26 protein-coding genes are annotated in these 21,368 nt (G+C 66.6%); 20 read left to right on the top strand and 6 right to left on the bottom strand.

Annotated elements, in window-relative coordinates:
- Nucleotides 1–50: 50 nt before the first annotated feature.
- The 7 genes from AB0F17_RS42630 to AB0F17_RS42660 all read left to right on the top strand — a co-directional run bounded on the left by AB0F17_RS42630 (nucleotide 51) and on the right by AB0F17_RS42660 (nucleotide 6,690).
- On the top strand, nucleotides 51–986 hold the full coding sequence (locus tag AB0F17_RS42630) for an ABC transporter permease (protein ID WP_358035406.1): 936 nt from the start codon (nucleotides 51–53) through the stop codon (nucleotides 984–986).
- The gene (locus tag AB0F17_RS42635; RefSeq protein ID WP_358035408.1) at nucleotides 973–1,860 is read left to right on the top strand and encodes an ABC transporter permease; all 888 of its coding nucleotides are present in this window, start codon (nucleotides 973–975) and stop codon (nucleotides 1,858–1,860) included. Before AB0F17_RS42630 ends, AB0F17_RS42635 begins: the two co-directional genes overlap by 14 nt.
- 98 nt (nucleotides 1,861–1,958) lie before the next feature.
- The gene (locus tag AB0F17_RS42640) at nucleotides 1,959–2,654 is read left to right on the top strand and encodes a GntR family transcriptional regulator (protein WP_358035411.1); all 696 of its coding nucleotides are present in this window, start codon (nucleotides 1,959–1,961) and stop codon (nucleotides 2,652–2,654) included.
- A gap of 24 nt (nucleotides 2,655–2,678) precedes the next feature.
- Nucleotides 2,679–3,671 carry an ABC transporter ATP-binding protein gene (locus AB0F17_RS42645; protein WP_358035414.1) on the top strand — a complete coding sequence of 331 codons (993 nt, stop codon included), beginning with the start codon at nucleotides 2,679–2,681 and terminating at the stop codon, nucleotides 3,669–3,671.
- Nucleotides 3,668–4,660 (top strand): ABC transporter ATP-binding protein, encoded by a 993-nt coding sequence (locus AB0F17_RS42650; protein WP_358035417.1) that lies wholly within the window; start codon nucleotides 3,668–3,670, stop codon nucleotides 4,658–4,660. The genes AB0F17_RS42645 and AB0F17_RS42650 overlap by 4 nt, the downstream gene beginning before the upstream one ends.
- The gene (locus AB0F17_RS42655) at nucleotides 4,657–6,147 is read left to right on the top strand and encodes an aldehyde dehydrogenase family protein (RefSeq protein WP_358035419.1); all 1,491 of its coding nucleotides are present in this window, start codon (nucleotides 4,657–4,659) and stop codon (nucleotides 6,145–6,147) included. The genes AB0F17_RS42650 and AB0F17_RS42655 overlap by 4 nt, the downstream gene beginning before the upstream one ends.
- Before the next feature lie 357 nt (nucleotides 6,148–6,504).
- The gene (locus AB0F17_RS42660; RefSeq protein WP_358035422.1) at nucleotides 6,505–6,690 is read left to right on the top strand and encodes a hypothetical protein; all 186 of its coding nucleotides are present in this window, start codon (nucleotides 6,505–6,507) and stop codon (nucleotides 6,688–6,690) included.
- Nucleotides 6,691–6,989: 299 nt separating this feature from the next.
- Here AB0F17_RS42660 and AB0F17_RS42665 read toward each other — a convergent pair whose 3' ends face one another.
- Genes AB0F17_RS42665 through AB0F17_RS42685 form a run of 5 tightly spaced genes read right to left on the bottom strand, consistent with a single transcriptional unit; the run spans nucleotide 6,990 to nucleotide 11,352 of the window.
- Complete coding sequence (locus tag AB0F17_RS42665) at nucleotides 6,990–7,376, bottom strand: Rid family detoxifying hydrolase (protein WP_358035425.1); 387 nt, start codon at nucleotides 7,374–7,376, stop codon at nucleotides 6,990–6,992.
- Nucleotides 7,377–7,417: 41 nt separating this feature from the next.
- Nucleotides 7,418–8,182 carry an amino acid ABC transporter ATP-binding protein gene (locus tag AB0F17_RS42670; protein ID WP_358035428.1) on the bottom strand — a complete coding sequence of 255 codons (765 nt, stop codon included), beginning with the start codon at nucleotides 8,180–8,182 and terminating at the stop codon, nucleotides 7,418–7,420.
- Nucleotides 8,179–9,111: an amino acid ABC transporter permease gene (locus AB0F17_RS42675; protein WP_358035432.1), complete on the bottom strand. Its 933-nt coding sequence runs from the start codon at nucleotides 9,109–9,111 to the stop codon at nucleotides 8,179–8,181. The genes AB0F17_RS42670 and AB0F17_RS42675 overlap by 4 nt, the downstream gene beginning before the upstream one ends.
- Nucleotides 9,112–9,122: 11 nt before the next feature.
- Nucleotides 9,123–10,046 carry an ABC transporter substrate-binding protein gene (locus AB0F17_RS42680; RefSeq protein WP_358035435.1) on the bottom strand — a complete coding sequence of 308 codons (924 nt, stop codon included), beginning with the start codon at nucleotides 10,044–10,046 and terminating at the stop codon, nucleotides 9,123–9,125.
- A gap of 37 nt (nucleotides 10,047–10,083) precedes the next feature.
- Nucleotides 10,084–11,352, bottom strand: a complete 1,269-nt coding sequence (locus AB0F17_RS42685) for an alpha-hydroxy acid oxidase (RefSeq protein WP_358035437.1) — start codon at nucleotides 11,350–11,352, stop codon at nucleotides 10,084–10,086.
- Nucleotides 11,353–11,471: 119 nt separating this feature from the next.
- Here AB0F17_RS42685 and AB0F17_RS42690 point away from each other — a divergent pair, with 119 nt between their 5' ends.
- From AB0F17_RS42690 to AB0F17_RS42705, 4 genes are all read left to right on the top strand, one after another.
- Nucleotides 11,472–13,154 carry a helix-turn-helix domain-containing protein gene (locus AB0F17_RS42690; RefSeq protein WP_358035439.1) on the top strand — a complete coding sequence of 561 codons (1,683 nt, stop codon included), beginning with the start codon at nucleotides 11,472–11,474 and terminating at the stop codon, nucleotides 13,152–13,154.
- A gap of 331 nt (nucleotides 13,155–13,485) precedes the next feature.
- Nucleotides 13,486–13,704, top strand: a complete 219-nt coding sequence (locus AB0F17_RS42695; RefSeq protein WP_250904750.1) for a type II toxin-antitoxin system VapB family antitoxin — start codon at nucleotides 13,486–13,488, stop codon at nucleotides 13,702–13,704.
- A gap of 32 nt (nucleotides 13,705–13,736) precedes the next feature.
- Nucleotides 13,737–14,114 (top strand): PIN domain nuclease, encoded by a 378-nt coding sequence (locus AB0F17_RS42700; protein WP_358035442.1) that lies wholly within the window; start codon nucleotides 13,737–13,739, stop codon nucleotides 14,112–14,114.
- A gap of 854 nt (nucleotides 14,115–14,968) precedes the next feature.
- A complete protein-coding gene (locus tag AB0F17_RS42705; RefSeq protein ID WP_358035445.1) occupies nucleotides 14,969–15,211 on the top strand; it encodes a helix-turn-helix domain-containing protein in 243 nt (80 codons plus the stop codon).
- Nucleotides 15,212–15,258: 47 nt separating this feature from the next.
- Here AB0F17_RS42705 and AB0F17_RS42710 read toward each other — a convergent pair whose 3' ends face one another.
- Nucleotides 15,259–15,858 carry a hypothetical protein gene (locus tag AB0F17_RS42710; protein ID WP_358035447.1) on the bottom strand — a complete coding sequence of 200 codons (600 nt, stop codon included), beginning with the start codon at nucleotides 15,856–15,858 and terminating at the stop codon, nucleotides 15,259–15,261.
- A 258-nt stretch (nucleotides 15,859–16,116) separates the two neighbouring features.
- Here AB0F17_RS42710 and AB0F17_RS42715 point away from each other — a divergent pair, with 258 nt between their 5' ends.
- The 9 genes from AB0F17_RS42715 to AB0F17_RS42755 all read left to right on the top strand — a co-directional run bounded on the left by AB0F17_RS42715 (nucleotide 16,117) and on the right by AB0F17_RS42755 (nucleotide 21,313).
- On the top strand, nucleotides 16,117–16,434 hold the full coding sequence (locus AB0F17_RS42715) for a hypothetical protein (protein ID WP_358035450.1): 318 nt from the start codon (nucleotides 16,117–16,119) through the stop codon (nucleotides 16,432–16,434).
- On the top strand, nucleotides 16,427–16,858 hold the full coding sequence (locus tag AB0F17_RS42720; RefSeq protein ID WP_358035453.1) for a hypothetical protein: 432 nt from the start codon (nucleotides 16,427–16,429) through the stop codon (nucleotides 16,856–16,858). Before AB0F17_RS42715 ends, AB0F17_RS42720 begins: the two co-directional genes overlap by 8 nt.
- Nucleotides 16,855–17,289 carry a hypothetical protein gene (locus AB0F17_RS42725; RefSeq protein WP_358035456.1) on the top strand — a complete coding sequence of 145 codons (435 nt, stop codon included), beginning with the start codon at nucleotides 16,855–16,857 and terminating at the stop codon, nucleotides 17,287–17,289. Before AB0F17_RS42720 ends, AB0F17_RS42725 begins: the two co-directional genes overlap by 4 nt.
- Nucleotides 17,283–17,504 (top strand): hypothetical protein, encoded by a 222-nt coding sequence (locus AB0F17_RS42730; RefSeq protein ID WP_358035459.1) that lies wholly within the window; start codon nucleotides 17,283–17,285, stop codon nucleotides 17,502–17,504. Before AB0F17_RS42725 ends, AB0F17_RS42730 begins: the two co-directional genes overlap by 7 nt.
- 49 nt (nucleotides 17,505–17,553) lie before the next feature.
- Nucleotides 17,554–18,054: a hypothetical protein gene (locus tag AB0F17_RS42735; protein WP_358035461.1), complete on the top strand. Its 501-nt coding sequence runs from the start codon at nucleotides 17,554–17,556 to the stop codon at nucleotides 18,052–18,054.
- A gap of 33 nt (nucleotides 18,055–18,087) precedes the next feature.
- Nucleotides 18,088–18,606: a hypothetical protein gene (locus AB0F17_RS42740; protein ID WP_358035464.1), complete on the top strand. Its 519-nt coding sequence runs from the start codon at nucleotides 18,088–18,090 to the stop codon at nucleotides 18,604–18,606.
- 70 nt (nucleotides 18,607–18,676) lie between these two features.
- A complete protein-coding gene (locus AB0F17_RS42745; protein WP_358035466.1) occupies nucleotides 18,677–19,717 on the top strand; it encodes a hypothetical protein in 1,041 nt (346 codons plus the stop codon).
- Nucleotides 19,717–20,838 carry a DUF5131 family protein gene (locus tag AB0F17_RS42750; protein ID WP_358035469.1) on the top strand — a complete coding sequence of 374 codons (1,122 nt, stop codon included), beginning with the start codon at nucleotides 19,717–19,719 and terminating at the stop codon, nucleotides 20,836–20,838. The genes AB0F17_RS42745 and AB0F17_RS42750 overlap by 1 nt, the downstream gene beginning before the upstream one ends.
- Nucleotides 20,839–20,911: 73 nt before the next feature.
- Nucleotides 20,912–21,313, top strand: a complete 402-nt coding sequence (locus AB0F17_RS42755) for a hypothetical protein (protein ID WP_358035472.1) — start codon at nucleotides 20,912–20,914, stop codon at nucleotides 21,311–21,313.
- Nucleotides 21,314–21,368 lie beyond the last annotated feature (55 nt).

Consider the following 21,368-nt stretch of genomic DNA (forward strand, 5'->3'; position numbering starts at 1 on the left):
CAACCTCCATCGGGGACGGCTATGGAAAGGGCAGGCATACGATGTTCTTCTTGATCAGACGGCTGGCCGTACTCATCGGCACGCTGGTGATCGCGTCGTTCGTGGTCTTCCTGATCCCCTATCTCACGCCGGGCGATCCGGTACGGAAGATCCTTCGCGGCCGGGTGAGCGACCTCAACGTCGACCCGGTCACGCTGGAGAACCTGCGACTCTCGTACGGCCTCGACCGGCCGCTGCTGACGCAGTTCTGGGATTGGCTCGTCAAGGCGCTGCAAGGAGATCTCGGCCTGTCCTACACCAGACGTTCCCCGGTCACCGAGATGATCGGCAGCGCGCTGGGGGTGACGACCGTTCTCGCCATCACGTCGCTCCTGATCGCGCTGGTGGCCGCGCTGTTGTTCGGCTCGCTGGCCGCGGTCAAGCGTGGCAAACCCACCGACACCGCCATCACCTCGATCACCCAGGGGTTCGTCGCGATCCCGGAGTACTGGCTGGCGCCGGTGCTGATCCTGGTCTTCGCGCTCCAGCTCGGCGCGCTGCCGTCGGCGGGGTGGCGGGGTCCGGAGTCGATGATCCTGCCCTGCCTCACTCTCGCGCTGCGCCCGATGAGCTACTTCACTCAGGTGACCAGGGCATCGATGATCGACGTGCTGGAATCGCCCCACATCACCGCCGCGCGGGCGCGCGGACTGACGTTCGGCGCGACGATGATCCGGCATGGCGTACGCAACGCGCTGCTGCCGGTGATCACCTTGTTCTCGGTGTGGCTGGCGGGCCTGCTCGGCGGCTCGGTGGTGGTCGAGGTGATCTTCTCGATCCCCGGCATGGGCCGCTTGCTGTACGAGTCGGTCATCAACAACGACGTTCCCACCATTCAGGCCGGAGTCATCAGCCTGGTCGGGTTGGCCGTCCTCATCACGACGCTGACCGATATGGGGTACACACTCATCAATCCCACGGTGAGGGCCGCGCATGTCTCTGCTTGACGATCATCTCACCAGCAAGGCGCCGAACGACGCCCCGGCGACCGGTGTGGGGCGCGGCCGGGCCGGCCTGCGGACCTGGCCACCCAGTCTCCTTGTCGGAGCCACGCTCTTCGGGCTCATCCTGATCACGCTCATCCTGACCCCGTGGATCATGCCGCACGACCCCGCGGCCCAGAACCTGGCCGACCGGCTGGCGCCGAGCGGTGCCACGCATCTGCTCGGCAGCGACCACCTCGGAAGGGACGTGCTGAGCCGGCTGATGGACGGTGGCCGGTTCTCGGTGTCGATCGCCGCCATCACTCTGCTGATCTGCGCGGTGAGCGGCACCCTGGTCGGCATCATCTGCGCGCGGCGGGGCGGTAAGTTCGACGAGTTCGTCATGCGGCTCACCGATGTGCTGCTGGCCTTTCCCGAGATCATCGTCGCGCTGTTCCTCGTGGCCATCCTGGGCACGAACTACGGCACCCTGATCCTGGCCCTGGTCATCGGCGGCTGGACCCCGTTCGCCCGGCTGGCCCGCAGTGTCGCCTTGGAGATCGGCTCCCACGACTACATCGAAGCCGCGCGGGCGCTGGGCTGCTCCTCGTCGTTCATCATGTTCCGGCACATCCTGCCGAACGCGCTGAGCCCGCTGCTGGCGCACGCCGCGGTCCGGTTCGGGCACAAACTGATCACCGTGGGCGCCCTGTCCTACCTCGGTCTCGGCATCCAGCCACCGGACGCGGACTGGGGATCCATGCTCGCGAACGCGCAGCCGTACCTGACGAAGACGCCAGGCTTGATCATCTACCCTGGCCTGGCCATCTTCGTGACGGCGTTGAGCGTCACACTCATCGGCCAAGGCCTGAACGCCAGGAGGAACCAGCGTGGGTGAAGAGGCCGCAACACCAAAGATCGCGAAGGAGCAATCGTGAGCCAGCCAACCGACAGGCACGACAGCGTTGCGCTCGCGGCGCCCCGGAAGGGGGGATCGTGAGCGAACCCAGACGCAGAGCCGAACCGCACGTTCCCAAGCGCACCCTCTCCGCGGTGGTGACGTCCCAGATCAGGGAACGGATCATCAGCGGCGGGTACCCTCCCGGCAGTCAGATGAACGAAGTGGAGATCGCCGCGGGATTCGCCACCAGCCGTGGCCCGGTCCGCGAGGCGCTGCAACGACTGGCGCAGGAGGGGTTGCTGGTCGCCTCGCCGCACAAGGGCATCACGGTCCGGGTCCTGACCGACGACGACCTGGAGGACCTCTATTTCGCGCGGGCGGCCATCGAACGCGCGGCGATGGAGCGGCTGACCGCCCGGGGCACACCGGCGGCGCTGATCGCCACCCTCGAACAGGCGGTGCGGCTCCTGGCGCTGGCCGTCGCGCGCCAGGACTGGCAGAAGGTCTCCGCGGCCGACCTCGGCTTCCACCAGGCCATCGTGGACGCCGCCCGGAGTGAGCGGCTGTCGGCGATGTACGCCTCACTGGCCGACCAGACCCGGCTCGGACTGAACCTGCTCGTGGCCACCTACAAGGGCCGTACGGATCTGGTCGAGGAGCACGAGCAGTTGCTCAAGCTGCTCACCTCCGGCGATCACGCCGCCTTGTTCGACGCGCTCAACCGGCATTTCGGCGACGCGATGATCACGCTGCGGGACCATCGCGACAACAGCCCGGCCCCCCGGGTCTGACCCCACCACGCGAAGGAGAACCTCGTGGCGGAACTGCTCACTGTCGAGAACCTCGCCGTCCACGCCGACTCCCGTCCGGCGGAGAAGATCGTCGACGGCGTATCACTGACCATGGGCGAAAGCGAGGTCCTCGCCCTCGTCGGCGAATCGGGCTCCGGCAAGAGCCTGACCGCGATGTCACTGGTGCGCCTGCTGCCCCGGCCGCTCACCGCCGGCGCCGACCTGGTGGCCCTCGACGGCGTCGACCTCCTGCGCGCGACCGATCGGAAGATGGACCAGATCCGCGGCGGGCGCATCGGCATGCTGTTCCAGCAGCCCAAGCACATGCTCGACCCGACCTCCACGGTGGGCGCCCAGGTCGCCGAACCACTACGCCGATTCCGTGGCATGAATCGGGCCGCGGCCCGCCAGGCGACCATCGAACTGCTGCGGGACGTCGGTGTCCCCGAGCCGGAGCGGCGCGCCCGCTCCTACGCCCACCAGCTCTCCGGTGGCCTCGCACAGCGGGTGATGATCGCCGCCGCTCTGGCCGGGCATCCCCGCCTGCTCATCGCCGACGAGCCGACCACCGCGCTGGACGTCACCGTGGAGGCACAGATCCTGCGGCTGCTCGCCGCCAAGAAGGCCGAGCGCGGCATGTCGATCCTGTTCATCTCGCACGACCTCGGGGTGGTCTCCTCGATCGCCGACCGGATCGCGGTCATGTACGCCGGCCGTATCGTCGAGCAGGGACCGGCCGGCGAGGTTCTCACCGCACCGCAGCACCCCTACACCCGCGCGCTGATCGAGTGTTCCCTGCTGCGGCCCGGCCCCTCGGGTGAGCTGTGCTCCATCCCCGGTCATGCCGACTCGGCCCTGCGGATCTCCTCCGGCTGCCGGTTCCGTCCCCGCTGCACCGCCACCCACGACGCCCACATCGAGCACCAGTGCGCCGCCGCCGAGCCGGCCCTGGCGGCACAGAGTCATGCCACGAGGTGCTGGATCGGCATGCCCACCCAGGTCAAGGAGCCCGCATGAGCAGCCAGTTGCTGGTCGTCGACGACGCGGTCAAACATTTCCCCCTCCCCCGCCGGGGCCTGCGCCGCCGCGAGCACGTGCACTCCCTCGACGGGATCACCCTCCGCGTCAACTCCGGCGAGGTGTTCGGGCTGGTGGGCGAGTCGGGCTCCGGCAAGAGCACCCTGGCCAGGGTCATCCTCGGTCTGACCCCCACGACCTCCGGGCAGGTGTCGATCGACGGCCTCGGCCCGCGACCGCCACGCAAGCAGCTCGCCCGTACCGCCCAACTGATCTTCCAGGATCCGCATGCCGCGATGGACCCCCGCATGACACTCGGTGTCAGCCTGACGGCCGTACTCGCGCAGCATCGCATCGGCAGCAAGGAAGAACGCGCGCAAGCGGTCTCCCACGCGCTCGCGGAGGTCGGGCTCGACGACACCTACCTGCACCGCTATCCGGGCGAATGCTCCGGCGGACAGCTGCAACGGGTGGTCATCGCCCGCGCGCTGCTGCTCAGACCGAAATTGCTGATCTGCGACGAACCGACCTCCGCGCTCGACGCCTCCGTACAGGCGCGGATTCTCAACCTGCTGCGCAGGCTCCAGGGCGAACACGGGCTCGCCATGATCGTGATCTCGCATGACCTACGGGTGGTGCGTTACCTCGGCGACCGTGTCGCGGTGATGTACCTGGGGCAGATCGTGGAGATCGCCGATCGCGACGATATCTACGAGCGCTCGTGCCACCCCTACACCCTCGCGCTGCTCGCCGCCGGAGCCGCGACGACCACCGGTAAACAGCTCCCGGCCACCGTCACCGGCGAGCCGCCCTCACCCATCCACCCGCCCAGCGGATGCCGCTTCCACCCTCGATGCCCACTGGCGACACCCGAATGCCGGTCGGCGGCACCAGAACTGCGGGAGATCACCCCGGGACACCAGGTGCGGTGCCACCACTGGGAAACAGCGCGAACAACACTGGCGAGCGAGGAGTCCCCCAACCGATGAGCCCGCAGGTTTCGCACAGCAGACAGGTGTGGCAGCCACCGGCCGGCGGCTTCTGGGAAGGTGCCTGGCGCGACGGTGATCAGCGGATGTCCGTGCACGACCCGGAAGACGGGGCGTATGTGGGGACCGTGATGGACGCCACGAACACCGAGGTCCGGCGCGCCGTCGCCTATGTGGCCCAAGGCCGTCGCCGTCTGGCCTGGCCGCTCTGGGAACGACGTGCCGCCATCGAGGGTACGGCGGCCGCCCTCGCCGCGTCGGCGGACCGGTTCGCCACGATCATCGCCACCGAGGGCTGCAAGACCATCACCGAAGCCCGCGCCGAAGTCGGGCGCGCCATCGAAACGCTCCGGCTCACCAGCCAGGCCGCGGCGGCGCTCACCGGTCGCACCGTCCCGTTCGACAACACCCCACGCGGCCTGGGATGGACCGGCTGGTACACCCGCGAACCTGTCGGTGTCGTCGCCACGATCACCCCGTTCAACGACCCGCTCAACCTGGTCGCGCACAAGCTCGGACCGGCTCTTCTCGCCGGCAACGCCGTGGTGCTCAAGCCCGCCCCGGCGACACCGCTGACCGCGCTCGCACTCGTCGAGCTGTTCCTGGACAACGGCGTACCCGGCGAATATCTGGCCGTCGTACCCGGTGTCAACGCCGGGCAGGCGCTGGTGGCCGACCCGCTGGTGGACGTGGTGTCCTTCACGGGCGGGCCGCGTACCGCCGACAGCATCGCGCGAGGAGGACCCGCCCGCAAACTCATCATGGAACTCGGCGGCAACAATGCCCTGATCGCCTGTGCGGACGCCGACCCGGCCGCCGTCGCCGCCGCCGTCGTCGACGGCGCGTTCGGGGTCGCGGGCCAGAACTGCCTTTCGGTACAGCGGGTCTTCGTCGAAGAGGACCTTTACCCCGAAGTGCTGGAGAGGGTCGTACGCGCCACCGCCGCCCTCGTCGTCGGCACCAAGCACGACCCGGCCACCGACGTCGGCCCGCTGGTCACCGAGGCCGAAGCCCAGCGCGTCGCCGCATGGATCGATGAGGCCATCGCCGCCGGAGCGACCCTCCACACCGGCGGCGCCCGCAAGGGGAGCTTCGTGACACCCGCGGTGCTCACCGACGTGCCGGCCGACGCACGCATCCGCGTCGACGAGGTCTTCGGCCCAGCGGTGCTGATCGATCCGTTCTCCGATCTGCGAGAGGCCATCGTCTCGGCGAACGCCGTCGACACCGGCCTGCAAGCCGGGGTGTTCACCCACGACGTGGACCGGGCATTGGCCATCGCGGACGCGCTCACCGCCGGCGCCGTGCTGATCAACTCCAGCTCGGACTTCCGGATCGACGCCATGCCCTTCGGCGGCTTCAAACGATCCGGCATCGGACGCGAAGGCATCGAATCCGTCATCGACCAACTGACCGAACCGAAGATCGTCGCGATCAACAGAGGCCGCCGTGGTTCACCCGATGCGCTGGCGGGCTCGTCTCAGTGAACCGTGAAGCCCTCCTGACCAGGCTGTCGATCACTATGTTCCGCCCCTGAGGCTAACCCGTCGCGCCATAAGGTCGCGTCACGGCGACTACGTTCACGAGCCGTTCCAGGCTGCTTCGGCGTCGTACGGCAGTGGGTCACCGAATGCCGCTTCGGCATACTGGAGCGCCGCGATCCTTCCCGCCTGCTTGACCGGATCATGGGTGGCGAAGGGGCCACGCGACGCCGGCGCTGAGCGTGCGCCGGATGGCATGGGAGAGGGAGAAGTTCAGGGTCGTTCACCGTCAGGCCGAGGTCGCGGGCCAGCAGCAACTCTGGTAGCGTCACGCGCGGCCTGCGCGAGGGAAAGCGGTACATTTTGACGATCAACGGCGAGCCGCTCGCCGAAGTGAAGCCGATCAAGCGCCGCCGGTTCGTTCCTACGGCTGAGGCACAGGCCGTCTTCGCCACCGCCCCGGCCATTGACTGGGACGAGGTACGGGTTGATCTGGATACGATGATCGATGACGAGCTACGCGATCCGTTCGACGGGACCGGCCTGTGATCCGGCATGAGCGAGGCGTTCTCGACACGAACATCGCGGTGAGCCCCACTGTCTTTGGTGTTCTGGCCGAAGATGATTCCCTCCGGCTCCCCCCGAGGAACTCTCCGCCATACCGGCGGGCACGGCGGATCAGGTCGTCGGTTCCGGCGCTGATGTCGAACTCGCCCTCGATGCTCGTGTAGTACTTGGTAACGGCCGCGATCACGGAATCCGGAACCTGCGTACCTCCGGGCCCGTCCAGGTAGACCAGCGGCTGCGGCGCGACGGACTCCATCGAGCGTTGCCTTGATCGTCGTCGTTCACGTCGCAGGGATAGCGGCCACGACGTCGATCTCCACCAAGAAGTTGCCGAGGAAGGACCCGACGGTGGTGCGTACCGGGTAGGGGGAGCTGAAGTACTCCCCATAGACGGCGTTGAAACCTGAGCGATCACGCTCCGGTTCGTGGAGGTGCACTGTCGCCTTCACGACGTCGGTCAAAGCGAGTCCGCCGGCGGCCAGGACGGCCTTCAGGTTCTCGATGGTCTGCCGGGTCTGTTCCTCGATCGTCGTGCCGATCGCTTCTCCGGTCACGGGATGGTGAGGGGTTTGACCAGCCGTGTACACGAATCCGTTGACGGCGATGGCCTGGGAGTAGGGACCTGCCGGGCGCGGAGCGAGGTCGGTGCTGATTGTCTGGATCGACATGTGGAGCCTTCGGCGTCGTGGGTGGGTGTCCGTTGAACTGGCTAGAGCACCTTGGACAAGAAGGCTTGAGTCCGTTCATGCTGAGGGCGGTCGAGCACTTGGCTGGGTGGGCCGCTCTCGACGACGACGCCGTCATCCATGAACACCACCTGGTCACAGACCTGCTTGGCGAAGCCCAGCTCGTGGGTGACCACGACCATGGTCATACCGGCCTCGGCGAGGTCGCGCATCACGTCGAGGACCTCCCCCACCAGCTCGGGGTCCAGAGCCGAGGTGGGCTCGTCGAACAGCATGAGATTCGGCTTCATGGCCAGTGCCCGGGCGATGGCGATCCGTTGCTGCTGGCCACCGGAAAGCTCTTGGGGGTACGCGTCGCCGCGGTGCCCGAGCCCCACCCTGTCCAAAAGCGTCTGAGCCTCGGCGGTGATCTCCTTGCGGGGACGACGCTGCACCTGAATCGGCGCCTCTACGACGTTCGCGAGCACAGTCATGTGCGGGAACAGGTTGAAGCGCTGGAAGACCATGCCGACGCCGAGTCTCGCCTTCGCGGTCTCGCGCTCCTTCTTCTCGTAGAGCTTCCCGTTGCGCTCGGTGTAGCCAACGAGCTGCCCGTCGACGTAGAGCCGCCCGGCATCGACCTTCTCCAGGTGATTGATGCACCGCAGGAAGGTCGTCTTGCCGGAACCCGACGGCCCGATCAGACAGGTAACTGAACCTTTGGCCACTTCGAGGTTGATGCCCTTGAGGATCTCCGTGGAGCCCAGGTTCTTACGAACGTTCTGGGCTGCCACCATCGCGGTGCTCATGATGCCGTCCTCGTCTTGTGGCGGACCCGCCGCGGTGGTGTGTCGAATCCGCGGCCGTAGCGGCGCTCGATCTTGTTCTGGAAGAAGGACAAGATCGTCGTCATGAGCAGGTACCAGAGACTGGCGACGATGAGCAGCGCGATCGTCTGATAGTTCGCCGCGTAGATGATCTGCGCGGAGTAGAGCAGGTCGGAGATCGCGAGCACGCTGACCAGCGAGGTGCCCTTGAGCATCGAGATGACTTGATTGCCCGTCGGGGGTAGCACGACCCGCATCGCCTGGGGTAGCACGATGCGCCGCATCAGTTTGCCGCCGCTCATCCCCAGAGCTCGTGCGGCTTCGGTCTGACCGCGGTCGACCGATCCGATTCCACCTCGGATGATCTCCGCCATGTACGCGGCCTCGTTGAGTGAGAGGCCTAGGAGGGCCGCCCCGAGCGGGGTGATGAGCTGGTTGGCTGAGGCGATCTCGATCGAAGGCCCTCCGAAGGGGACTCCCATGCTGATGGTGGGGTACAGCGCGGCGATGTTGTACCAGAAGATCAGTTGCACCAACAGCGGTGTACCGCGGAAGAACCAGATGTAGCCGCGACTCAGCGTGCTGACGATGGGGTTGGCTGAGAGACGCATGATCGCCAGGACCGTGCCCAGGAGGATGCCGGCTGTCATGGAGATCAAGGTCAGCAGGAGCGTGAGGCCGGCTCCGGCCAGAATCTGATCGTTGAACAGGTAGGAGCGAACGACCCCCCATCGGTAGTTCTCGTTGGTCGCCACGCTGAAGGCGACAGCCGCTGCCACGACAAGCAGCGCGATTGCCACGGCCAGCCGGACGTGGTGCTTGAGCGGCACCACCGTGGTCGCCTCGTCCGTGGCACCAGGAACTGCCGCATCAGGAGTGACCGTTCCTGGGGACCCGGACTGTTTCCGCATATCAGGCACCACTACTGAGCAAAGTTGACGCGAGCGTCAGTGATTGCCGCGCTTTCGATGCCGTACGTGCTGAGCACCTTTGCATATCCCTCGCTCTTGATCACGGCGGCCACGGCAGGACCGACCGCGTCGATCAGGCCCGAGGACTTCGGCATGCCCACACCGACGGGGTCCACGCCGTAGTTGGCGACCACCTCGATCTGCGGGTTCTGCGTCGCCGCGTAGCCCATGATCGGCGAGTCTGCCAGCACCGCATCGAGTCGTCCGCTCGTGAGGGCAGAGATGGCCTGACGAGTGTCCTGGTACTGGTACGTGGCGATGTCCTTCTCGCCCTTGCCGGCGCACTCCTTGTTGTACTTGGGAACGTGGGTCGTCAGCTGGTAGGAAGCGGTAAGGAAACCGACCCGCTTCCCGCACAAGCCGTGCTCGTCCTTGATTCCGACCGGATTGCCCTTCCCGACAGCGATGGAGTTGCCGATGGAGAGGTAGTCGACGAAGTTGAGGACCTTCATCCGCTCCGCGGTGGGGGTCATCGACGAGACCGTCATGTCGTATCGGCCTGCCGCGAGCCCCGGAATGATGGAGTCGAAGTTGGCCACCTCGATCTGTACATCCACGCCGAGCGCGTCACCGATGAGGCGAGCGATGTCGGGGTTGATCCCCGTCATCTCCTTCGTACCCTCCTTGTAGTACTGCGTGGGAGGCTCGTTGGTGGGGATGGCTACCCGAAGGACCTTGCTGGACTTGATCGAGCCGGGCAGCAGTCCCGCAGCCTTCGAGTCGGCAGCCATGGACGGCGCCGACGCCGGCGCCGACGATTTGTTGTCGGTACCTGAACCACAGGCTGCGAGCAAGGCGAGGAGGGGCAGCGCGACGGCCGTGGCCACGACGGCCCGGAGGCGACTAGGGCGCTTGATGGTGAAGAGGTTGTTCATCTGAAACTTCCATTGTACTTGGCGCTGCATGGCGGACTTAAATGTGGGTGCTTGTGGGGCGTGCCCGGGGGCCGGGTGCGTCGCTACGGTGTCGCAGCAGGTCCCTGCCTCGGGTCCGCAGTTCCTTGATGCTTGTGACGCCGAGGAGCATCATCGTTCTGGTGATTTCGGCGCGAAACAGGTTGAGGACGTGCTCCACACCGGGCTGCCCGGCGGCCGCCACGCCGTAGAGGTAGGGCCGGCCGATGGCGCAGGCATCAGCCCCGAGCGCGAGAGCCTTCACCACATCGGTGCCGCGACGAATGCCACCGTCGACGATGATTTCCACGCGGCCCGCGGCCTTGTCGACGATCTCGGGCAAGACGTCCAGCGGTGCGGCCATGTGGTCGAGCTGGCGGCCGCCATGGTTGCTCACCTGGACGGCGTCGATGCCGATTCCAGCGGCGACCAGGGCGTCATCGGCGCTGACACAGCCCTTGACGATGATGGGACCGCGCCACCGCTCGCGCAGGTCCTCGATGTCCCTCCAGTCGGTTGGCTCGTAACTGCCGGCGAGGAGTGAGCGCCACATGTCCGGCGTGCTCGTGAGCGGGCCGGTCGAGACCTCGCCGCTCAGATTGGGGAAGGCGATCGCGTCATTGGCCAAGAAGCCCAGGGCCCATCGAGGGTGCAGCGCCCCTTCGATGACGGTCTTGCCGCGGATCGACGGCGGAGCCGTGAATCCATTGCGATAGTCGCGCTCGCGGTGCCCGATCGCCCGGCAGTCCACGTTGATGATCAGACCTTCGTAGCCGGCGCTTGCCGCCCGGTCGACGAGCGCCTGGAGCAGGCCCTTGTCAGTCGTGAGGGAGAAGTTGAAGAACCGGCGCAACGAGGGCGCAGCAGCGCTGACGGCCTCCATGGGCGTGTTGCTCAGGCCCGCGAGTCCGAAGGGCAGGCCTGCCTTTTGTGCTGCCAGGGCCACTGCGATCTCGCCGTCGGGGTGAAACAGGCGAGTACCACCGGTGGGTGTGAGATACAGGGGCATGGAAGCCGGTCCACCGAGCAACGAGCTGCTGACGTCGAGGTTCGCAACAGAGCCCCACCTCGGGACGAACGACCAGTCGGAGTAGGCCTCCTGGTTGCGTCGCAGCGAGACCTCGTCCTCTCCCCCACCTTCCATGTAGTCGAAGATGCTCTTGGGGAGCCGGCGGGCCGCGATGCGGCGGACGTCTTCGACACTGAAGCAGCTCCTCTCGAGGCGCTCGGAAACGGATCTGGCGGGGGCCCGTACCGAGGCCAGGGTCCGCAAGTCCTTGAACTTCACGTAGCACCTCTCTGGCAAGTGTGGGGTTGGCACGCCCCAACAATGACTTTCGTCACATCCCAGGTAAATGTGAAAACGTCCAGAACCCACCCGCCTTGATTGTGCTAGCGTCCAAACCTATGGCTGACGGTGGGTCGCATCCGCGACAGTCGACGGCGGTCAGCGTGACGCACGGCTCTGACGAAGCGACATCGATCGTTCGCCTGGCCGACTGCTTGAGACTCATGCAGTCCGACCTCGTACACGCCAACCCCCGCTCGGACACCAGCGAGCGGCCCGTCACTGACGTCATGCTCTACGACCCCGTCGACGACTGGACGAGCCTGGACGGGCGCATCATCCTCGCGGTCGGCTGCACCTACGGCTCGCCGGAGTTCGACACACTCCTGCAGCGAGCTTCCGCGGGAAACGCCGCGGCCGTCGTGGTGAAGGCGTATGGCGCAAACCTCGAACTCCTGGGCTCAACCGCCGACAGGCACAGCATGGCGATGCTGGTCGCCCCCCACGACGCCGACTGGGCCCGTCTGGCCGCCCTCGCGAGATCTGCCGTCGTAGGAGCCGCAGTCGACACCGTGTCAGGGGTCCGGCTCGGTGACCTGTACGCATTCGCCAACGCCATCGCATCGATCACCGACGGCGCAGCCAGCATCGTGGACACGTTCGGCAATGTCGTCGGCTACTCGACGTTGCCCGGACAGCCGATCGACGAGCTCCGGCGCCTTACTACCCTGACCCTGCAGGAGCCCGAGCCCCCCGCATTCGACCCGGGCTTCAAAAAGGTCTACGCCTCTGACAACGCATTGGTCATGCCCTCTCCCTACGCAGGGATGGACCGACTCGCGTTGGCAGTGCGGGCAGGCGGCGAACTACTCGGGTCCATCTGGGTCATCGACCCCGGCGATGAGAAGCGGGCAGCCGCGCTGCAGGCCTTGGACAGGATGGGAGACCTGGCGGGTTTGCATATGCTCAATGCGCGTTCAGCATCCGACTTTGGTCAACGGCGTAGCAGCGATCTGATCCGCACGCTCGTGGACGATCCGCCCAGCGCTCCCTTCGCAGCCGCCCAACTGGGGCTGGATGTCGCCCACGAGATCGCGGTCGCCGCATTCAGCATCGTTCGGCCCGAGCGCGGAAACCTCGACGCGGTTCGGGAGCTCCGACGTCTGCTGCATCTGATCACGACCATCTGCAATATCCAGTTCGGAACAAGCCACAGCGCGGTCATCGACTCGGTGGTCTACGCCTTGCTGCCCGCCGACGGCGCGAACCCCAGAGCAACGCAACGGCGGGTGATCGAGGAGATCTGCACCTACGCGAACACCATCACCACGTGTCCCCTCATCGCCTCCGTTGGCAGCATCGCGCCGAAGATCGAGCAGGTGGCGCAGTCCAAGGACGAGGCATTGGAGACGCTGCACTACTTGGGCAAGCTGCACAGGAGTGGCGCATGGCCTGACACCCAACACATCTCCGGGATGTACGAAGATCACCGGGTCCCGCTCAGCCTGTTGAAGATCGGCCACTTCGTCGCCGACGCCGGCCTGCACTTCGACGACGGAATCGACCGTCTCAGACGACATGACCAGGAGCACGGCACTGACTACCTGCCGACGCTGCTCGCGTACTTCGTCCACAACACGAACATCTCCGCGATGGCTGCGAGCCTGCAAGTGCACAACAACACCGTGCGCTACCGGATGACGCGACTGGCAGAGGAGTTCGAACTGGATCTGGAGGATCCGAACTCAAGACTCTGGGCGTGGCTGCGCTTGTCCATCTCTGAGCTGTCCGGCCCTTCCTAGCCAGGGCGAACGGACGACAGCGCAAATCTCGAAAGGGGTCACCCCGGCCAACTGCGGCAGCAAAAGCGACCCGCCGATCACGGAAAGTGGGCCAGACCCACTTTTCATGGCCACGGACATCACCCGTCGTCGACAGGTCCGACAGGCCAGAGGCGGTATCACTTGGTGGAGCCGCTTACCGCCCACTCGAACACCGCGCTACAGGGGAAGACCTGAGCCGGGTGCTGAATTCTCCGGCCGATCAGCGAGCGGTGGGTCAGTCGAGCGCCCGGACTACCGATCCAGCGCGAGATATCCGTGGCATCCTTCAAGCGTTGAGGACGGTGATCCCATGACCATGGTGAAGACCCCGATCGAGATCGACCAGGAGGCCCTGGCGACAGCCGCCGAAGTTCTCGGCACCAAGACGAAGAAGGACACGGTCAACGCAGCCCTCCGCGAGGTGGGGCAGCGCCTGGTACGACTGCGAGCCCTGGCCGCACTTGGCGAGATGGCCGACCGCGGAGACTTCGATGAGTTCGTCGGCAACAAGGCGACTTACCGCCGGTGACACCAGCGTTGTACCTTATCGACGCTTCTGGCGTGTTCCGGATCTTGCAGGAACCCAAGCTGCGGCAGGCGTGGTCTGACCAGCTTGCCGCCGGTGTCATCGCGACCTGCCCGATCGACGAATTGGAGTCTCTCTTTTCCGCGAGATCGCTTGCGGATCGTCTGGAGAAAGTGCGTCTGCTCCATGACCTGTTCGGTTGGGTGCCGATGAGTGAACACGCCTGGCAGCGCGCGGCCGAGGTTCAGCAGCTACTCACCGAGGCTGGACAGCACAGGTCAGCCGGACCGGCCGACCTGCTCATTGCCGCCACCGCAGAGCGGGAAAACCTCACGGTGCTGTGCGACGACCGCGACTTCATGACCATAGCCGTCCTGACGAGGCAGTCCATCAAGCTGGTCACCGATGTCTGACGCTCTGGAAAGCCGACGGTAGGTACTACAGAGCAGGCGGTACGAAGCCGAGCTCGCGTCGATGCGTCCACCCGCTTCTGAAGCCAACACCATGGATGTGCAACGCCCACGCCTTTGCCGCCAGTGGCCGCTGTGGCGTGAAACCGAGGCGATGTTGAGAGCGCTGTTGAAGGGCACGTGCACTGAGAGGGCATGGGCTGGAGAAGCGAACTTCTCCTTGCAAGGAGAAGGATGCCGACAAAGACCAGATCCAGCGCTGCGTCTGACAGCCTGCAGGCCTCCGGGTGAGGAACGGCAACAGACAGGCAGGCTCGCCAAGCCGGCTCGGTTTGATCGTCTACGCTCACCTGCACTCCAACAGCCGACCATCGTGATCTTCTAGCGGATGCCAAAATGATCGAAGCACCGGTCGACCAGGCCCTCCGTTGGTTCGAGTGGTCAACGGAAACGCGTGGGCGAAGCCCACGCCCAAATAAGGCGTCCGGAGCGAAGCGGAGGCCCTCCAGGGGTCGGGGCCTGCCCCGGCTGGAAGCAACGCCTGAGGTCCTCTAACGCGAAGCGCCCCTATGAAGCCCCTTTGCAGAAAGCGAAACGGCGGCACTCGTACGAGTGCCGCCGCATCATTCACAGTGGAGGTGGCGGGAATCGAACCCGCCCTTCCATGGCCTCTGACCTGCGGTTTTACCCATAGTGCCAGTTAAGCCCGGACTAGACCAGACGGAACGGTACGCAAAAGAACCCCTTATACCCGCCCGTGCCCCCACGGGGGGCACCGATGATCATGAAGGGCAGAGTCGGCCAAGCCACCCATCGGACTGTGACACTAACTCTGGCCGGATGGCATGGTCCGCAACGTGACCAGAACGCACAGCGCGGCACAAAGGCCCCCTCGCCGCCTCCGCAAGCCGCTGCCGAACGCCAACGAACAGCCCACGATGACAATCCCCGAGGCGGGAACGTTCCTTGGCCTTGCACGGGGCACTGCCTACGAGGCAGCCGCCAAGGGAGAGATCCCCACACTGGAGTTCGGCCGGCGCAAAGTCGTCCCCACCGCGAAGCTCCGCGAGATGCTCGGACTCGGCAACCCGGCGGCGTGACCCAGCGGACTGGAACAGTGGCCGGCCTCGCCGAGGCCGGCCGCCGATCATCTGCCCTCGTAGTCCGCGATGGCGTCCAGGACCGCCTCGTGGGTGGCCTTGCCTGCGTTAGTCGTCGGGATCCGCCAGCGGTATGAGCCTGTCGAGTCTGACCATTCGAGGATCCCGCCCGTCGCGGGCACGTCGAACGCCTCGTAGACCACCTTGGACATGGTCGGCTGGACAGTCACCCACGCGCCCTGCGCCCGCCCCACCCACGGTGCGCGGCTGGCCTTGCCAGATGAGGTCGTGAAGACGCGCGCGCCCTGCTTGATGCGCCACTGGCTCCCGTAGGGGAGCGGCATCTGGTCCGCCTTGGACGCCGCGGCCACCCGGATGGCGATAGCCACGAAGTACTTGTTGCGCGGTTTCGTCGCAGGCTCCCAGGTCGGCTGGTGGTAATAGACGCCGACAGGGGAGATCCTCAGCGGATTCCCCTTTTCACCCTTGATCCGGACGGCTTGGCCGAACGCGAGCAGCTTCGGCGTGGCTGCGGCGGCCGATTCCTGCGCCAGAGGGGCCCGCGGTGCGGTGCTCGCTTCTGCGGGCGCGGCGAGGCAGGCCAGGGCGAGTAACGCAGCGGGTAGTACGGCGACGCGATGCGGCATGCATCCTCCCGGTTTCGATCGTCCACCCCCCGAGCTTGATCACCTTAGCGGCGCTATCAAGGCGTGAGGAGGGGTGGCGAAGAACCACCGCTTGATCGGAGCGAGACGTAAGCGGCGCTCCATTCGTACCTTCCTGGCTCACCCGAGGCAGAAGCCCGATCATTACCGTGTAGACAGCATTAAAGATTTAGTAGTAATCTTTACTCTGCATTCGGTAAGTGAGCGGCACTGCCCGAACGGCAAACCGGAAGGACACCCATGCCCAACACCAGAGAGGAGCAGCGAGAACGTCGCCAGCCCGCATACGTCGGGCTGATCACGCTCATCGCTGAAATGCGCCCCGACTGGGACATCGACCAGATCACCGCCGAACTGGTCGGCTGCCCCTGGAGCGAGCACCTCATCCTCGCCGCCGCCCGCGCCACCCGACCGGACGACGAGACCGAGCTCCGCGTCGCCGACGAGGTCATCAAGGTCAAATCCCAGGCCGTCGCGGTCACCCAGGAGCAGCTCGACGCCTACGCCAACAGCGTCCGCCGCCGCCTCCACCGCAACCGCGAGGCCAGCGATGCGTGACCACGCCGAGACGTGCCAGCAGCTCCTCACCCCCGTGATGCGGGAACTCGCAGCCGAGATCATCTGCTCCGTCCGCGACCACGGGCCCGCGATCACCGCCCAACGGATCGCCGACATCCCCTCCGACATAAGGCTCACCCTCACCGTGCTGCTCGCCGCGCTCGTCCCCGACGACCAGGCGCTCGAGATCGGCGCCCTGAACCGCTACGAGCCCGGCACCGTGCTCGACCCGGTCGCCCAGATCCAGGAAGTCATCGAGGCGCGCCTCGCCCTTGAAGGGATGCCGTCGCGCCACTCGAACAAGTACCGGGAACCGGTCACCCCCGAGCAGGCCGCGATCAACCAGGCCATCCTCGTCCGGGAGACCGCCGAATTCGACCGTCGCACCACCCGGACGGCCCACACAGCCCGGGATGCCGCATGATCCCCGGCACCCTCACCGAATTCCAGCCGCCCGCCAACCCCGCCCTCCCCCAAGGCGGGCCTCACTGGCGCGGCTGCGAACGCCTCCACAGCGCGTGCGCCTACCAGCTCGGCAAGCAGCACGCCGAGCACACCCTGCTTCGCCAGGTCGCCGACCTCATCGCCGACCTGGCCCGCCCCGACGACCCAGCCGCCCGGACGTTCGCGCTGCACGAGGCCCACGCCGCCGTGCGCCGACGTGCCGGCCTGCCCCCGCTCACCTACCCGGAAGAGGACGACACCCCTATGCGCCACACCCCCCGTTACCAGGCCGAGCTCGCCGCAGAGCTGGAGCGCCTCCGGGCCGACGAGGAAGCCGAGCGAGTGGAAGAGGCGTTCGACCGCGAAGCCCTGTATGGCGCCTGCGCAGACGAGGCCGAATTCGGATGCTGACCATCGCCGACCTGATCGCCGAGTCAGGATTTCCCGCCACCACCCCGGTCAAGTCGCTGCCAGGGCTGACGTGGCACGTCACCCGGCCTCTGGAGCAGGCGAAGCCGTCGATCACCACTATTGGCGACCTCACGACCTACACGGATGCCGAATTGCTCGCCATCCCGCTGTTCGGTGCCGAACGCCTGAAGAAGTTGCGCGCAGCCCTGTCCTGACATCCGCACTTGGCTACGCCCCCTGAGAACTCGAAGCGAGGAGTTTCCCATGCCTAAGACCACGAGCACGTTCCGCGAGGAGCTCGAGACCGAAACCGGCTTCCGGTGGAAGCCTTGGCGCTGGTTCTTCGCCATCGTCGGCATCTGCTTGGTCGTCTTCCTGACGATCCAGGTGGTCGGCTGGATCACGCAGCCAGCCCGCACCGCCGCCGGGGTGCGCGAGCGGGTCGGCAACGCCGACAACGCGCTGTTCCAGTACGAAAAGTTCCACGACGCATGCGGCGCCATCGTCGCCTGGGACAAGCAGTACGAGACCGCGCGGGCCTCCGCCGAGCGGCACGACAAGCGCACCCAGGGCAAGCCCGACCCTCTCGGCCGCAACGCCGACGAGTCCAACCGGCTCCACCAGGTCGCGGACGGCATCCTCCTCACTCGGCAGAAGGCCGCCGAGCAGTACAACGCCGACTCCCGCAAGTGGACGCAGGACCTGTTTAAGAGCAAGTCCTTGCCGTTCCGCATCGGCGACGCCACGCCCGACTGCGACGCCTGATCACCTTTCCCCCTTCAACCACAGGAGACGACCATGAAGACGACCCTCAAGACCATCACGGCGGCGGCCCTGGCGCTCGTCCTGCTCACCGGCTGCACCGGGGCGACCGAGGACCAGAAGAAGAAGCGGGAGAACTTCGAGGCGGCGCAGACCGCCGTCCCCTTCCCCGAAGATGTCGTCACCAAGAACCCGACCGAGCGGATGAACGTCCGCGAGAAGCTCATCCGCGACAGCGACCCCAACCGCCTGTCCTACATCTACTTGTTGTCCATGGACGGCAAGGTGGTCGCCCACTTCGTCGCCAAGGGCAAGGTGTCGTCCGCCGACTCCCAGCTCCTGCCTGACTACGAGTACCGCGACCTGTGCGGCACGTCGTCCTGCTGGAACGTCGTGAACGCCGCAGGTGACGACGCCACCTACGGGAACCGGGAGCCGGGGATCTTCTTCTTCACCCCTGAAGGAATGTTGGTGACCTACACGGGCGACTACCTCCAGTTCGACCGCCCCATGAAGATCAACACCCCGATCTCCCTCGTCGCCGAGATCAAGTAGCCCATCCGGTGGGGTGCGAACCGCACGGCTCGCGCCCCACTCTCCCCTCCCCACCGAGGAGCTCTCCCCGATGTACGAGACCCGCGCCTACGACAACGAGGCCGGCGACCCGGTCGTGGTTATCGTGGCCACCGGCACCCACGACGTGGCCAGACTAGTCAACCTGCTCCAGGGCGGCAGCCCGCCCAGCGAGCAGCGCGACCTGGCCGACCAGATCACCCGCCAGGTACGCCGCCGTGGCGGCGGCCGCGACGCCCTCCGGCTGCTCGCCGAGCACGGCGGCCCCGACCTGCTCACCGCCGTGGGCGACTCCCCCCTCTTGTTCGACGTCGCCGCCGACGTGCCCGCTATCCCTGAGACCGGCCCCGCCTCCGCCGTCGAACTGGCCAAGTCGTACGCCGCCCGGTGCGGCTACGCCATGCGATACGCGCACGAGACCTTCCCCAAGTCCGGTCACCCTGACCGTTCGGCCGCGCTGCGCCGCGCCCGCGACCACTTCAACATCGCCCAGTACATGTACGGCGTCGTCTACCTCCTGCGCGAGCTCATCACGCACGCCCCCGGCCAGGCGGACGAGATCGCCGCTCGGCTGTGGGACGACTGGATCGACGGCGGCGGCAGCGAGCGGCTCTCCGACTGGCTCGGCGCGTGGAGCATCGACATCGACAAGTCCATCACCCAGGCGATCGACGACGCCCGCGCCGCCAACTCCAACCTACTCAACGCAGACGAGATCGCCATCCGGCAGGAGCTCGCCGCGCAGGACGCTAAGTGGGGCGTCCAGAATCACCCGGTCTTCGACCACCGCGACATCGACGTGGTCGTCCGCAACGAGTACGCGTTCCGTGCCACCCGCTGGCAGCAGATCAACGCCGAGCGCGCCGCGCACAGCGCCGACCGCAGCAGGTGCCGGGATGCCTCCGTCCCGCACGCGCACACCGCGTGGGACGGCATCCTCCTCGAAGAGGTTTACGAGGCGCTTGCCGAGCCCGACCCCGACAAGATGGCCGCCGAACTGCTCCAGGTGGCCGCCGTTGCCGTGCAGTGGCGGCGCGCCCTCCTCCGCAGCCCAGCCCTCAGCTCTGCGATCACCGCTGGGAAAGACGCGTGATGGCCGGCACCTGCACCCGCCACCCGGACGCGCCGCGCATCGGCGACATGTGCGGGCTGTGCACCATCTACCCCGAGACCGTGCCCGCCCAGCCTCGCTACGCGGACCGCAAGTGGGCGCCGTCCGCCAACCTCGCCGAGCCCTTGTCCTGGCGCAGGCCGTACCGTGTCGAGGTCGTCGAGGACCTGTTCGTGCCGGAGCTGTCAGACGCGTGGATTGCTGCGGTGTGGATGGCGATGTTCGGGGTCGGCGGCGACATCCGCGGTGACCTCTACAACCGCTTGAACAGGCCCGTACAGACGTTCCTGGTTCGCACTGACCACCCCGGCCGGATGCGCGATTGGACGAACGCCTGGGCCAACCAGCAGCGCCGCGTCGCCATGGTCAAGGCCGCCATTCAGCAGGGCTGGTGCGACCAGGAGGACCTGGACCAGGCGCCGTGGATGGCCGACCACCTGGCCAGCGTGTGGCTCGGTGTCACCGTCACCGGCCAGTACACGGCCGAGGAGCGCATCCCCGACCTGCTGGAGGCCCGCGCCGCCGGCCGATTCCTGCTGTGCTCCCCGCTGCTCGAACCACTCGACCTGCACCCATACCTGGCCGGCACCCTCCCCGTCACCCACCCGCACCACGACGCCCCAGACGGCGCGGTCGTGCACGGCATGGAGCGCCACGGCGACCAGTGGATCCGCCGCAACCTGATCGGCTGGGTCATCGCCGCCGGCGAGACGGGCCCGCGCGCCAAACCCACCCACCCGACGTGGCTCACCGACCTGGCCGCCGCCTGCGACGAGCATCAGGTGCCGTTCATGTTCACCGGCTGGGGAGCGTGGGCACCCGCCCCGTGGAAAGTGTCGATCGACGTCGAACCGGCCGAGACTCTGGAGCAGCGCAAGCGGCAGGCCGAGCAGTTCGGTACCACACACTCGATGAGCAGCGAAGCACACCGGTACGGGCACGAGATGTACCAGCCGCCGCACAAGACGTGGTCCCTCGAACGCTCCGATGCGGAGGAGTGGCCGGGCAGGCAGGCGCCGATGCGGTTCCACCGCTCCCGCGCCGCCGCTGGATGGCTGCTCAACGGCCGCGCCCGGGACGACATCCCCGCTGGCTGCCGGTAACCCCCGATCCCGCCCGGGGCGGCGCAGTGCGCAAGGCCCGCCGCCCCGGGCGCTCCAACTCCTGGAGGACACCATGTCGCTGCTCGACGCCATGAACGACCGCCTCGACCGCTTGGACGGGGCCACGAAGAAGAAGCTGATCCAGACAGTGAAGGAGAAGGACCTTCGCGATAAGCACATCGTGCCGCTCGCCAAGATCCTCGGGTACCTCGTTTACTGGACCCACAACAGCGAGCACTCCCCGGCAGGCTTCCCGGACCTGTTCCTAGTCCACCCCGTCACCGGAGCTGTCATCATCCGCGAACTGAAGAGGCGGCGCAGCAATGCGAAGCAGTACCGGCCGACCGAAGCCCAGCAGGAGTGGCTTACCGGGTTAGGCGTGGCTGGGCTCGACGCCAAGGTGTGGACGAACGACGACTGGTTCTCAGGCCTGATCCGCGAAGAGCTCCTCCGCGGTGCCGGCCGCGCAGCATGATCGGGGTCAACGTCACACCGTTTTGCCGTTGACGCCCTGGGACACATCACAGAAC

This window comes from Nonomuraea sp. NPDC026600 (genome assembly GCF_040638335.1).
GTDB lineage: Bacteria > Actinomycetota > Actinomycetes > Streptosporangiales > Streptosporangiaceae > Nonomuraea.